The sequence below is a fragment of the Nonomuraea sp. NPDC049714 genome (genome assembly GCF_044465295.1).
GTDB lineage: Bacteria > Actinomycetota > Actinomycetes > Streptosporangiales > Streptosporangiaceae > Nonomuraea.
Genome location: NZ_JBITLM010000001.1, coordinates 975,168 through 987,444, shown reverse-complemented (window position 1 = coordinate 987,444; position 12,277 = coordinate 975,168). Strand labels below are relative to the sequence as shown.

The following is a 12,277-nucleotide window of genomic DNA, read 5'->3' as shown; positions in this document are numbered from 1 at the left end:
GTCACTCCTTCTGCTCGCCGAGCGGGGAGGCGGGCACGCGTACCCGTCGGAAAGGTACACCGCGCGACGCCCCCGTCGCCCGCGGCCGGAGCGGGAAGGCACACCGCCGGACCGTCTACCCGGTCAGGTTGTACGTGTAGCCGGGCAGCCCGGGAAGGGGGCCGGTGGGCGGCTGGAGCCGGGAGCGAAGAGTCCCGGCGTCGGCGGGCGCGACCGCAGGGCACCTGGCGCCCTCGGCGGGCAGCGCCCCGGAGATCAGGTAGGCGTCGATCGCCGCCGTCGGGCACTCGCCCTGGCCGTAGATGCCGTGTCCCCAGCCCTCATAGGTGAGCAGCCTGGCCTCGCGCCCGATCTGCCGCGCCGTGCTGACCGCCCATGGGTACGCGGTGGCCGGATCGTGCAGGGAGTTGCCCAGCAGCAGCGTGGGGGTGCCGTGCACGCGCAGCCGGTGCTGCGGGTTGGGGATCGGCGCCGGCTGTCCCAGACAGGTGGCCACCATCCCCTGCGCCAGCACACTGACCAGCATGTCCGGCGCGATCGCCGCCGACCTGCGCAGATGGCGGGCGTACTCCCGGTGGTCGCGGACGGGCAGCAGGTAGTCCTGGCAGAAGATCTGCGTGGGATCGTGGAGCACGTCCTGCGCCTGCGCGGCGAGCGGCGTCAGGATGGCCCGCGCCGGCTCGCCGCTGTCCAGCGCCGCCAGGAACTCGGCCAGTTCCTTGAAAGCGGGGCCGTAGAACGCGCCGAACGCCTGCGAGATGAGCCCGATCTTGGTCAGCTTCTGGTCCGGCTCGCCCGGGAAGGTCAGCTCGCCCCGCTCGGCCCGCGCCAGCAGGCCGGCCCAGCGGGCGCGGACGTCCGCGCCGTGCAGCGCGCACGACTCGGTCCGGTCGCACCAGGCGACGAACTCGTCGAAGGAGTCCTGCACCGTCCAGGACTCGGTGTCCAGAAAGGCCCGGGTGCCGAGGCTGTGGTCCATGTTGCTGTCGAGCGTCAGCGCGCGGACCCGCTCGGGGAACCGCTCGGCGTAGAGCTGCCCGATGAGGGTGCCGTAGGAGATGCCGTAGTAGGTGAGCTTGTCGTCGCCCAGCGCGGCCCGCAGCGCGTCCAGGTCACGGACCACGCTGCCGGTGTCGACGTGGTCGAACAGCGGCCCGGTGCGGGCACGGCAGTCCTGCCGGTAGCGCTCGTTGTGGGCGAGCAGCGCCTCGAAATCGGCCCGGCCGTCGATCGAGAACGGATCGGGCGCCTGGCGGAAGAGGTCCATCGAGCACTGGATCGGATGGCTGCGCGCCACGCCGCGCGGGTCGAAGCCGACGAGGTCGAAGCGGCGGGTGAGCTCCGGGCTGAAGGCGCCGCCCTGCAGCACCGCGGTCACCCCGGAGCCGCCCGGCCCGCCGGGGTTGATCACCAGCGAGCCGATCCGGGCGCTCGGATCGGTCGCCTCGCGCCGCGCCACGGCCAGCTCGAACGTCTCGCCCCGGGGGTTCTTCCAGTCGACGGGAACGGTGAGCGTGCCGCACTCCGCGGTGGTGTCCTCGGCACACGGCGCCCAGGTGATGGCGCGGGCGCCGGCGGCGGCCGCCGGGGTCGGGGCGAGCAGGGGGAAGAGCACGGTGAGTAAGGAGGCCAGGATCAGGACAGGGTTTCGCACGGCGAAATCCAATCGTCGGGAACCCTGATCATCACCTGGATCCCTGACCGGAGCATCAGACTCCGGGACCAAACCCGGAGTCATACTCAGGTATCATTCCGCGCTCAGCGAAGGAGGGCCGACATCCAGGTCTCCACCTCGTCCGGGTGGCGAGGGAGTGCCGAGGACATCAGCCGGGCGCCGTCGGCCGTGATCACCAGGTCGTCCTCGATGCGCACACCGATCCCGCGGAGCTCCGCCGGCAGTGTGAGGTCGTCCGGCTGCAGGTAGAGGCCGGGCTCGACGGTCAGCACCTGGCCCTCCTCCAGCACTCCGTCCAGGTAGGTCTCGGCCCGCGCCCTGGCGCAGTCGTGCACGTCGAGACCGAGCATGTGGCCGCTGCTGCAGAGCGTGTACCGGCGGTAGAGGCCCGATTCCATCAGGGCGTCGGGCGAGTCGGCGAGCACCCCCCACTCGTGCAGGCCCTCGCAGATGACGCGCATGGCGGCCAGGTGGAAGTCACGGAAGCGGGCGCCGGGCCTGAGCACGCCGATGGCCGCCTCCTGCGCCGCGTGGACGAGCTCGTACACCTGCCGCTGCACCGGGCTGAAGCGGCCCGACAGCGGGAGCGTACGGGTGACGTCGGCGGTGTAGAGCGTGTCGGACTCGACGCCCGCGTCCAGCAGGAGCAGGTCGGCCGGGCGCAGGGCGCCGTCGTTGCGGGTCCAGTGCAGGACGCAGGCGTGCGCGCCGGAGGCGGCGATGCTCTCGTAGCCGACCGCGTTGCCCTCCAGCCGCGACCGCAGCCCGAACACGCCCTCCACGTAACGCTCGCCACGCGGATGCCCGAGCGCCTGCGGCAGGGCGCGCACCACGTCCTCGAAGCCGCGGGCGGTGGCGTCGACGGCCTTCTGCAGCTCGCCGACCTCCCACTCGTCCTTGACCAGCCGCATCTCCGCCAGGAAGCTCTCGAACTCGGCGTCGCCCCCGCGCGGGTCCACCACCGCGTCCACCATCGCGTCCACCGACGGGTCCACCCCGCGCAGCACCCGGGCCGGGCCCTTCAGATCCAGCTCGCGCAGGTGCGCGCACTCCACCTGGTAGAGCTCCGACGCCTCGGCCAGATCCGGCCGCCGGCCCACCCAGAACTCGCCGTAGCGGCGGTCGCGGTAGAACTCCTCGCCCTCCTCACGCGGCGAGCGCGGCCTGACGTACAGCCGGGCCTCGCCGGACGGCTCGATGACGAGCACGTCGCCCGGCTCGCCCGCGCCCGTCAGGTAGGAGTAGGCGCTGTGCGGCCGGAACCGGTAGTCGTCGTCGTTGCTGCGCGCCTTGAGCGTCCCCGACGGCACGACGAGCCGCTCGCCCGGGAAGCGGCCGGCGAGCGCCGCCCGCCGCTTGGCCGCCCACGGGGCGACCGCCAGCGCCGCCACGTCGGTGCGCCGGGTGTCGGCCCACCCCGTGCGCATGAACGCGGCCAGCTCCTCGGTGACGGGCAGATCATGGCTTCCGATGTTGAGCGACTCGGTCATACGTGCCCCTGCGTGTGCTTTCGCCGGTTTTTCTGTACGCGCAGCTTAACGGGACTCCTTGACGCCGTCCCCACCGGCGCGCTTGCCTTGGAACCAGGTCGAGTGGAGCGCTTTAGCCGGGTCCCGCTCGGGGTAACTGAGAGCCGAGGTGGTGCAGATGCTCATCGGTACGATCCTGCGCGGCAAGGGGAGCGACGTCACGACGGTGACGCCGCAGTCGACCGTCCGCGAACTGCTGGCACAACTGGCCGAGCACAACATCGGAGCGGTCGTGGTCTCCCCTGACGGCACCACGATCACCGGGATCGTCTCCGAGCGTGACGTGGTGCGCCGCATGCACGACCGGGGCGCCGCGATCCTCGACGAGCCGGTCTCGACGATCATGACCGTGGAGGTCCGTACCGTAGGGCCCGGCGACAACGTCGAAGAGCTCCGCAAGACCATGACCACCCACCGGGTCCGGCACATGCCGGTGGTCGAGAACGACCGCCTGATCGGCATCGTCAGCATCGGTGACGTGGTCAAGAGCGCCATCGAGGAGCTGGAGACCGAGAAGGCCTCGCTGGTCGACTACCTGCACCGTTGACGCGGGTGGGACGCTGTCCTGGTGATGTACGGGCCCCCTGAATACCCGCGCGCCTCCAGCAGCCCGACGATCATCCTGCTCGTCTCCGGGATGGCGGCGCTGCTGGGGTTCCTGCTCGGCTTCTTCACCGGCCTGGGCTCGGGCGGGACGACGTCCACGCCCGGGCCCAGGGTCACGGTGACGGTGGAGGGCCCGGCCCCCTCCGAGCAGCCGCCCGGCCAGCCCTCCGCCCAGCCCACCGGCCAGCCCACCGGCCAGCCCTCCGCGTCCCCGTCGGCCACGGCCCCGCCCGCCACGTCCGAGCCTCCGGCGACGGGAGCGCCCGTGCCGTCCACGGGAGCGCCGGCCACGGGCCTGCCCGAGGACGGGACGAGCCCCGACCTGCTCGGCGCCTTCGGATCCATGCGCACGCTCGTCGTCGGCGTGGACATCCAGCCGGGCACCTACCGGACCACCGGCCCCATCACCGGCGTCGACAAGTGCTACTGGGCCCGCCTGAAGAGCACCGGCGGCGACGTCGGGGACGTGATCGCGGCCGGTCTGCCGCCGGGCCCCACCAGCGTCACCATCCTCGCCACGGACAAGGGCTTCCAGACGGCGGGCTGCGCGGAGTGGACCAAGATTTGAAGGCTCCCCCGCCTGAAGGCGGGGGATTCCCGCCCGGCCTTGCGGCCGGACGCCGCTTGCGCGGCACCTTCGGGCGTGCGTGGGGATTCCAGGCTCAGGCAGCCTCCGGGAGCAGCGCTCCCGGAGGGCTTACGCCCTCAGCACCTGCCGGGTTCCAAGCTGCCCGGACCAGCATCACGCGGGCGCTGTTCTTGTCCCTGGGGGAGACAGCGCCGCACGTGGTGCAGGCATAGGTTCGTTCTGAGAGAGGTAGTGCGTGCTTGGTTCTCGCTCCGCACCGCGCACAGTCCATGGTGGTGTGCGCAGGGTGCACGAGGCGGACATCCCGCCCGTGCTTGCGGCCCATCTCGATCACGGCGCGCTTGGTCGCCGAGATGGCCGCGTCCGCGGCCTTGCGTGCCATGCTCGACTTGGCCAGGAACTTCGGCCGGAAGTCTTCCACCGCGATCCGGTCGTGGTCGCGAGCAACGGCCTTGGCCCACTTTCGTCCGGTGTCCTGCCGCTGGGCTGCCACCTTCCGGTGCAGCTTCGCGCACTGCAGCTTCGCCTCGCGGTAGCCCTTCGATCCCGCCCGCCCCTTCGGGGGCTTGCGGCGAGCCATCATCCGCTGATAGCGGGCGAGCCGCCGCGCGGCCGTGCGCCCGTGCTCGGCGTGTGGAAGATCGTGGCTATCGCTGGTGGTCGTGGCCGTCTCTTTGACGCCCCAGTCGATACCTATCGCCCGGCCGGTTTCGGGCAGGGGCTCGGCCTGTACGCAGACAACGAAGGACGCCCACCAGTGCCCCACCGCATCGCGGTACACACGCACCGAGGAGGGGTCGGCGGGCAGTTCCCGCGACCACACAGGGCGCACCACGATACCGCCCGCCAGATGCAGACGGCCGTCCTTGAGGCGAAACCCGCGCTTGGTGTAGTTCAGGCTCGGCACAGCCTCGCGCTTCTTCTTCCAGCGCGGCATCCCGGCCCGCTGCGCATGGGCAACCGGTCCTTGACGTCCTTCAGGGCCTTGGCACGGGACTTCCCGAAGTCGCGTATCACCTGCTGCTGCGCAACGCTGGAGCCTTCCGCGAGCCACGGCGTGCGCTCGCGGGCCTCGGTCAGCATCTTGTCGAGCTGCGCCGGACCACACGTGCTCTTCTCGCCGGTCGCCTTGTTGTGCCGATGCACCTGCTTGGACTTGGCGACCGACTCATTCCAGATCCACCGGCACCGGTCCCACTCCGCCTCAAGCAGACGCCGGGCCGTGGACGACAGACGCACGCGGAAGGTGTACCGGGCGTGCCCGGCGTCCTCCGCAGCCGCTTCTGCCGTCATGCATCGGGAATCTACCTGGGAGGACCGACAGTTGAGGCTCTATTGATCTTTTTGGTGTCCCTCACCTGCGAGATGGTGGACGCCGGATCGCCCTGGCGGCGATCCGGCTACCTCTGCCCCGCTCCGCAGGAGTCCGATTCCTCCCCGGGTCTGAAGGCCGGAGCGTCCTCGGAGGGAGACGGTGCCACCTGGGGCGGGTGTTTGCACAGGCCACATGGGCGTAGCAGACTGCCCTCAGCCACCAAGGAGGATGACATGTCGGTGTTGCGGAGCTTTATGGACAGTGTGCGTAACGGCTCGATCGAGGTGATCGACCTGACAGCGCCCCTGACCGAGAAGACACCGATCCTTCAGTTGCCCGAGCCGTTCAGCAACACCATCCCGTTCCGGCTGGAGGAGATCAGCCGCTACGACGACCGCGGCCCCGCCTGGTACTGGAACGACATCCACACCGGCGAGCACACCGGCACCCATTTCGACGCCCCGATCCACTGGGTGACCGGGGCCGACGGGCAGGACGTCTCCCAGGTGCCGGTGACCGGCCTGATCGCCCCCGCCGTGGTGCTCGACTTCGCCGCTCAGGCCGCCGAGAACCCCGACTTCCTGCTCCAGATCGAGCACGTCCAGGAGTGGGAGCGCGTCAACGGCGCGCTGCCCGACGGCGGCTGGCTCCTCTACCGCACCGGCTGGGACGCGAGGGCCGACGACCAGGACCGGTTCCTGAACGGCTCGCACACCCCCGGCATCTCCGTCGAGTGCGCGAAGTGGCTGGCCGAGGAGGCGCCGATCCTCGGGGTGGGGGTGGAGACGGTCGGCACCGACGCGGGTGCCGCCCACTCCTTCGAGCCGCCGTTCCCGTGCCACTCCTTCCTGCTCGGCGCGGGCAAGTACGGCCTGACCCAGCTGCGCGACCTCGACCGCCTGCCGGTGACCGGGGCCGTGGTGGTGGCTCCGCCGCTGCCCATCGTCGGCGGCTCCGGCAGCCCGGTCCGAGTCCTGGCCCTGGTCGAGCGTTGATCGTCGCCGAAGCCGTCGGCGCGATCCTCGCCGCGGCGGGGGCCGAGGTGGTCTTCGGCGTGGTCGGCAGCGGCAACTTCCATGTGACCAACGCGCTCGTCCGCCATGGCGTACGGTTCGTCGCGGCCCGTCACGAGGGCGGCGCGGCCACCATGGCCGACGCCTACGCCCGGATGAGCGGCGACCTCGCGGTCGTCTCCGTGCACCAGGGGCCCGGCTTCACCAACGCGATCACCGGCATCGCCGAGGCCGCGAAGAGCGGTACCCCGATGGTCGTCCTCTCCGGCGAGGCCACCGACGCCCGCTCCAACTTCGCCATGGACCAGGACGCGGTGGCCCGCGCGGTGGGCGCGGTGCCCATGCGCGTCTCCGACCCGGACACGGCCGGGCAGTACGCGCTGGAGGCGGTCCGGGTCGCCACCGAGGAGCGGCGCACGGTCCTGCTCAACCTTCCGCTCGACGTGCAGGCCGCGGCCGTCGGCGAGTCCTGGGGGCGGCTGGAGCACGTGGCCCGGCAGCTCCGCGACCGGCCCTCGCCCGCCCCGCTGGACGCCTCGCCGGAGGAGGTGGCGTCGCTGGGACGGCTGCTCATGGAGTCCCGGCGGCCGGTGTTCGTCGCCGGTCGCGGGGCCCGGCACGCCCGGAGCGAGCTGGAGGAGCTGGCCGAGTCGGCCGGCGCCCTGCTGGCCACCTCGGCGGTGGCCCGGGGCCTGTTCCGGGGCAGCCCGTGGGACCTGGACGTGAGCGGCGGGTTCGCCACGCCGCTGGCCGCCGAGCTGATCCGCGGCGCGGACCTCGTGGTGGGCTGGGGGTGCGGGCTCAACATGTGGACCACCCGGCACGGGTCACTGATCGGGCCCGAGGCGAAGGTCGTACAGGTCGATCTGGAACGCGCGGCCGTGGGCCGTTACGTGCCCGCGGACCTCGGCGTGGTGGGTGACGTGGCACGGGTCGCCCGGCAGGTCCGTGCGGGCATCGAGTCGTCCCGCCCGCACGAGGTCGGTGAGACCTCTACGCCGTCTCCGGTGGGGGAGGGGCGCTGGTCCGGCGGCTCGGGGCCGGAGCGTGGATACCGGTCGGCGGCGGTGGCCGGGCGGGTCCGAGAGGAGGGGCGGTGGCGGGCGGTGCCGTACATAGACGAGGGCGGCGACGGGCGGATCGACCCGAGGACGCTCACGATCGGGCTGGACGACCTGCTCCCCCCAGAACGGCTCGTCTCCACCGATTCCGGAAATTTCATGGGATATCCAGCAATGCTGTTGGATGTCCCCGACGAGTTCGGGTTCTGCTTCACGCAGGCGTTCCAGGCGGTCGGGCTGGGGCTGGCCACCGCCATCGGCGCCGCCATCGCGCGCCCGGACCGGCTGCCGGTGGCCGCTCTCGGCGACGGCGGGGCTCTGATGAGCGCCGCCGAGCTGGAGACCGTCGTCCGCCTCGGGCTGCCGATGCTCGTCGTGGTCTACGACGACGAGGCCTACGGCGCGGAGGTGCACCACTTCGGGCCGCACGGGCACCCGCTGGACACGGTCATGTTCCCGCCCGCCGACCTGGCCGCCATCGCCCGGGGCCATGGGTTCGACGCCGTCACGGTGACCGGACCGGCCGACCTCGCCGGCGTGGCCGACTGGCTGGCGGGGCCGCGTGACCGCCCGCTGCTCGTGCACGCCAAGGTCACCCGCGAGCGCCCGTCCTGGTGGCTGGAGGAGGCGTTCAGAGGACACTAGAGCCGGCGGTTGCGCGGGACACCGCAACGGCAGCAGGGGCTAGAGCTTGCGGTGGCCGCGGGCCTCCTCGGCGGCGGCGAGCACGCCGGCCAGCGGCAGATCGCCGCCCGACGCCACGGCCGCCGCGATGGCGCCCTCCACGAACGGCACGTCCGCCAGCACCACCCGCCCCGGCTCCTCCAACAGGCGGGCGGTGAACACCGAGCTGCCCAGGTCGGGGATGAGGACGACCCCGTCGCCCTGGTCGACGACGTCGAGCGCCCGCTCGATCAGGTCCACGCTGGTGCCCAGCCCGCCGTCCTCGGTGCCGCCCGCCGCCGCGACCGGCACCCGCTCCCCGGCGATGCCGCGCGCCAGCGCCGCCGTCTCCGCCGCGAGCCCGGCGCTGTGCGAGACGAGCACCACGCCGACCATCAGACGGCCGCCGACGCCGGCGCCGCCATGATGAGCGCCATGCCGGCCATCAGGCGGCCGCCGCCGCCGGCGCCGCCATGACGGGCACCATGCCGGCCATCAGGCGGCCGCCGACGCCAGCGCGGCCATGATGAGCGCCGAGGACGCCGCGCCCGGGTCCTCGTGCCCGATGCTGCGCTCGCCGAGGTAGCTCGCCCGCCCCTTGCGGGCCGTCAGCGGGATCGTCGCCTTCGCCCCCTCCTCGGCCGCGCGCGCCGCCCGCTCGAACGCCTCCCGCGCCTGCGCCCCTTCCTGCACGGCCCGCGCCAGCGCCTTGGAGGCGGGGGCCAGCGCGTCCAGCATGGTCTTGTCACCGGGAGCCGCCTTGCCCAGCCGCTCCACCGCCCGCACCCCCGCCTCGAACGCCGTGGCGAACCCGGCCGCCGTGACCGGTGTCTCCAGCGCCTTGCCCATCTGCCGGAACGCCGTGCCGTACAGGGGCCCCGAAGCGCCGCCGACGCGGCGGATCAGCGTGTTGCCCGCGGACAGGAGCACCTGCTCCGGCGAGGTCGGCGGCCACTCGGCCAGGGCCTGGCGCACCTCGGCGAAGCCGCGGTCGAGGTTCGTGCCGTGGTCGGCGTCGCCGATGGCGGCGTCGAGCTCGGTCAGGTGGTCACGGCGCAGCCGGATCAGCTCGGCGGCGCCGTTGAGCCAGGACAGAAAGAAGTCGGTGTCCATCGAGCCGGTGTTCATCGAGTTGGGGCCCATAGAGTCAGGGCCCATCGAGTCGGCGTCCATCAGCGTCCCCAGCGCAGCGCGGGCGTCTCGACGGGCGCGTCCCACAGCCGGGTCAGGGCGGCGTCGAGCCGGCAGACCGTCACCGAGAAGCCCTGCATGTCCAGGCTCGTCACGTAGTTGCCCACCAGCGAGCGCGCCACCCGTGCCCCCTTGCCGCGCACGATGGCCGCCACCTCGGCGAAGACCACGTACAGCTCCATCAACGGGGTGGCGCCCATGCCGTTGACCAGGACGAGCAGGTCGTCGCGCAGCGGCAGGTCGCCGTGGATCGCCGCCATCGCCACCGCCGCCAGCTCCCGCGCCGGCGCCATCGGCGCGCGGGCCCGGCCGGGCTCCCCGTGGATGCCGATGCCCAGCTCCACCTCGCCCGGCGGCAGGTCGAAGGTGGGTTTGCCGGCCGCGGGCGTGGTGCAGGAGGTCAGCGCGACGCCGAAGGACCGGCTGCGCTCGTCCACCTCGCGCGCCACCCGTGCCACCTCGGCCAGCGGCGCGCCCTCCTCGGCCAGCGCCCCGGCGATCTTCTCCACGAACAGCGTCGCCCCGGTGCCGCGCCGGCCCGCCGTGTAGAGCGAGTCCTGGACGGCCACGTCGTCGTCGACCAGCACGCTCGCCACCTCGACGTCCTCGACGAGCTCGGCGGCCATCTCGAAGTTGAGCACGTCGCCGGTGTAGTTCTTGACGATGTGCAGCACGCCGGCGCCGCCGTCGACGGCCTTGGTGGCGTCGATGATCTGGTCGGGCACCGGCGAGGTGAAGATCTCTCCGGGGCAGGCCGCGTCGAGCATGCCGTGTCCGACGAACCCGGCGTGCAGCGGCTCGTGCCCGGAGCCGCCGCCGGAGACCAGGGCGACCTTGCCCGGCCGCGGCCCGTCGGCCCGGTAGACGACCCGGTCGCGGACCCGCAGCGCCGGGTGCGCCGCGGCGAGGCCGGTCAGCGCGTCCTCGACCACGGAGTCGGCCGTGTTGATGAGCTTCTTCATGGTCGTAACATCTGCCCGTTTTCGCCCGGGGGCAAGCGCCGGGAGTGGATCTCATGCGACGGGTCGGCATACCAAGGAACCGGCCGGAATAGGCTACCTTCTGGTCATGGCTGAGATCGTGTACCCGCCGGTGCTGGCCACCGCGCGGACCCTCTTTCGCGTGCTCGACTACCGCTTTCACCTGGAGGGGACCGAGCACGTGCCGCGGACGGGCGGTGCGGTGCTGGTGAGCAACCACATCAGCTATCTCGACTTCATCTTCGCCGGATACGGCGCGCTGCCGGCCAAGCGGCTGGTGCGTTTCATGGCCAAGAAGGAAGTGTTCGACCACCGGGTCTCCGGGCCGCTGATGCGCGGCATGCACCACATCCCGGTCGACCGCGAGGCGGGTGCCGGCTCCTACGCCACGGCACTGCGCATGCTCAAGGCGGGCGAGGTGGTGGGGGTCTTCGCCGAGGGCACGATCAGCCGCTCCTTCACCGTCAAGGAGATCAAGAACGGCGCCATCCGCATGGCGCAGGCGGCCAAGGTGCCGATCATCCCGGTCGGGCTGTGGGGCAGCCAGCGGATCTGGACCAAGGGCAGGAAGAAGCAGCTCCTCCAGCGCCATGTGCCCCTCACCGTCCTGATCGGCGAGCCGATGCACCCCAAGCGCGGCGAGGACGTCGAGCAGCACGTGGCCGACCTGCACGCCCGGCTGTCGAGCCTGGTGGACCGGGCGCAGCGGACCTACCCGGAGATCCCGCAGGGCGTGTGGTGGCAGCCCGCCCACCTGGGCGGCACCGCGCCCACCCCCGAGGAGGCGGCCGCCATGGACGAGGAAGAGGCCCGCGCCCGCGCCGCCAAGGCCGACGACTGACCGACGATCAGATGGCCGCCTGATAGCTGCCGGCGCGCATGCCCGCCAGCAGCCCGGCCGTCTGCTCGTGGGTGAAGCGCCGCACCGGGTCGTTGTGCAGCAGTCCCTCGATGAGCGGGCGCATCACGCCGGCCCTGCGCGGCGGCGGATAGCCGCCGCTGCGGGCCATCCCCAGCACCGTGGCCGCGTCCTGCCCAGGGTAGGGAGGCTGGCCTTCGATGGCGCTGTAGAGCGTGGCGCCGAACGACCACATGTCGGCCTCCTTGCTGGCCGGGCCGCCGTGCAGCCGCTCCGGGGCCATGAACGCGGGTGTGCCGCGCAGCCGCCTGGAGGTGACCATCCGGATGTCGCCCTCGGCGGTGGCGATGCCGAAGTCGGTCAGCACCACCCGGTCGCCGGTCAGCATCACGTTGGCCGGCTTCACGTCACGGTGCAGCACCGCGGCCTGGTGGGCGGTGCGCAGCGCCGCGAGCAGGTGCTGGCCGATCGCCGCGACCGACTGCGCGGGCAGTGTGCCCACCTGGGAGAGCAACTGGTGAAGAGAGAGCCCGTCGAGGTACTCCATCACGATCCAGAGCTTGCCGCCCTCCTCGATGAGGTCGTGGACCGTGACGATGTTGGGGTGCGACAGCCTGGCCGCCATGCGCGCCTCGCGGAGCACGCGACGGCGCACCATCTCGGCCTCACCGGCCAGCGTCAGCTCCTTGAGTGCCACCTCACGGTGCAGAAGCTGATCGAAAGCACGCCAGACGACGCCCATGCCCCCACGACCGGCCTCCTCGTTCAGGAGGTACCGTCCGCCGATCTCCCGCAT

Annotated in this window: 13 protein-coding genes; 5 read left to right on the top strand and 8 right to left on the bottom strand. The window is 72.2% G+C overall.

Annotated elements, in window-relative coordinates; all coding sequences use genetic code 11:
• Nucleotides 1–115: 115 nt before the first annotated feature.
• Together ACIBQX_RS04730 and ACIBQX_RS04725 are read right to left on the bottom strand one after the other, a co-directional pair.
• Nucleotides 116–1,654 (bottom strand): alpha/beta hydrolase, encoded by a 1,539-nt coding sequence (locus ACIBQX_RS04730; protein ID WP_397000606.1) that lies wholly within the window; start codon nt 1,652–1,654, stop codon nt 116–118.
• A 104-nt stretch (nt 1,655–1,758) separates the two neighbouring features.
• Nucleotides 1,759–3,165: an aminopeptidase P family protein gene (locus tag ACIBQX_RS04725; protein WP_397000604.1), complete on the bottom strand. Its 1,407-nt coding sequence runs from the start codon at nt 3,163–3,165 to the stop codon at nt 1,759–1,761.
• A gap of 157 nt (nt 3,166–3,322) precedes the next feature.
• On the opposite strand from ACIBQX_RS04725, the gene ACIBQX_RS04720 reads away from it, so the two are divergent.
• On the top strand, nt 3,323–3,751 hold the full coding sequence (locus ACIBQX_RS04720; protein WP_397000602.1) for a CBS domain-containing protein: 429 nt from the start codon (nt 3,323–3,325) through the stop codon (nt 3,749–3,751).
• Between the two features lie 24 nt (nt 3,752–3,775).
• Nucleotides 3,776–4,378 (top strand): PT domain-containing protein, encoded by a 603-nt coding sequence (locus ACIBQX_RS04715; protein WP_397001540.1) that lies wholly within the window; start codon nt 3,776–3,778, stop codon nt 4,376–4,378.
• 94 nt (nt 4,379–4,472) lie between these two features.
• Here the strand turns inward: ACIBQX_RS04715 and ACIBQX_RS04710 are convergent, their stop codons facing one another.
• Both ACIBQX_RS04710 and ACIBQX_RS04705 read right to left on the bottom strand, forming a co-directional pair.
• On the bottom strand, nt 4,473–5,336 hold the full coding sequence (locus ACIBQX_RS04710) for an RNA-guided endonuclease InsQ/TnpB family protein (protein WP_397000600.1): 864 nt from the start codon (nt 5,334–5,336) through the stop codon (nt 4,473–4,475).
• Nucleotides 5,294–5,692, bottom strand: a complete 399-nt coding sequence (locus ACIBQX_RS04705; RefSeq protein WP_397000598.1) for a hypothetical protein — start codon at nt 5,690–5,692, stop codon at nt 5,294–5,296. The genes ACIBQX_RS04710 and ACIBQX_RS04705 overlap by 43 nt, the downstream gene beginning before the upstream one ends.
• A 255-nt stretch (nt 5,693–5,947) precedes the next feature.
• On the opposite strand from ACIBQX_RS04705, the gene ACIBQX_RS04700 reads away from it, so the two are divergent.
• Together ACIBQX_RS04700 and ACIBQX_RS04695 are read left to right on the top strand one after the other, a co-directional pair.
• On the top strand, nt 5,948–6,709 hold the full coding sequence (locus tag ACIBQX_RS04700; RefSeq protein ID WP_397000596.1) for a cyclase family protein: 762 nt from the start codon (nt 5,948–5,950) through the stop codon (nt 6,707–6,709).
• On the top strand, nt 6,706–8,433 hold the full coding sequence (locus ACIBQX_RS04695; RefSeq protein WP_397000594.1) for a thiamine pyrophosphate-binding protein: 1,728 nt from the start codon (nt 6,706–6,708) through the stop codon (nt 8,431–8,433). The genes ACIBQX_RS04700 and ACIBQX_RS04695 overlap by 4 nt, the downstream gene beginning before the upstream one ends.
• A gap of 39 nt (nt 8,434–8,472) precedes the next feature.
• Here the strand turns inward: ACIBQX_RS04695 and ACIBQX_RS04690 are convergent, their stop codons facing one another.
• The 3 genes from ACIBQX_RS04690 to dhaK all read right to left on the bottom strand — a co-directional run bounded on the left by ACIBQX_RS04690 (nt 8,473) and on the right by dhaK (nt 10,604).
• The gene (locus ACIBQX_RS04690) at nt 8,473–8,847 is read right to left on the bottom strand and encodes a PTS-dependent dihydroxyacetone kinase phosphotransferase subunit DhaM (protein WP_397000592.1); all 375 of its coding nucleotides are present in this window, start codon (nt 8,845–8,847) and stop codon (nt 8,473–8,475) included.
• A gap of 99 nt (nt 8,848–8,946) precedes the next feature.
• A complete protein-coding gene (gene dhaL / locus ACIBQX_RS04685; protein WP_397000590.1) occupies nt 8,947–9,609 on the bottom strand; it encodes a dihydroxyacetone kinase subunit DhaL in 663 nt (220 codons plus the stop codon).
• Between the two features lie 14 nt (nt 9,610–9,623).
• Entirely contained in the window at nt 9,624–10,604 is a 981-nt protein-coding gene (gene dhaK, locus ACIBQX_RS04680; RefSeq protein ID WP_397000588.1) for a dihydroxyacetone kinase subunit DhaK, read from the bottom strand.
• 106 nt (nt 10,605–10,710) lie between these two features.
• Here dhaK and ACIBQX_RS04675 point away from each other — a divergent pair, with 106 nt between their 5' ends.
• Entirely contained in the window at nt 10,711–11,463 is a 753-nt protein-coding gene (locus ACIBQX_RS04675) for a lysophospholipid acyltransferase family protein (RefSeq protein WP_397000586.1), read from the top strand.
• Between the two features lie 7 nt (nt 11,464–11,470).
• Here the strand turns inward: ACIBQX_RS04675 and ACIBQX_RS04670 are convergent, their stop codons facing one another.
• Nucleotides 11,471–12,277 (bottom strand): serine/threonine-protein kinase, encoded by an 807-nt coding sequence (locus tag ACIBQX_RS04670; protein ID WP_397000584.1) that lies wholly within the window; start codon nt 12,275–12,277, stop codon nt 11,471–11,473.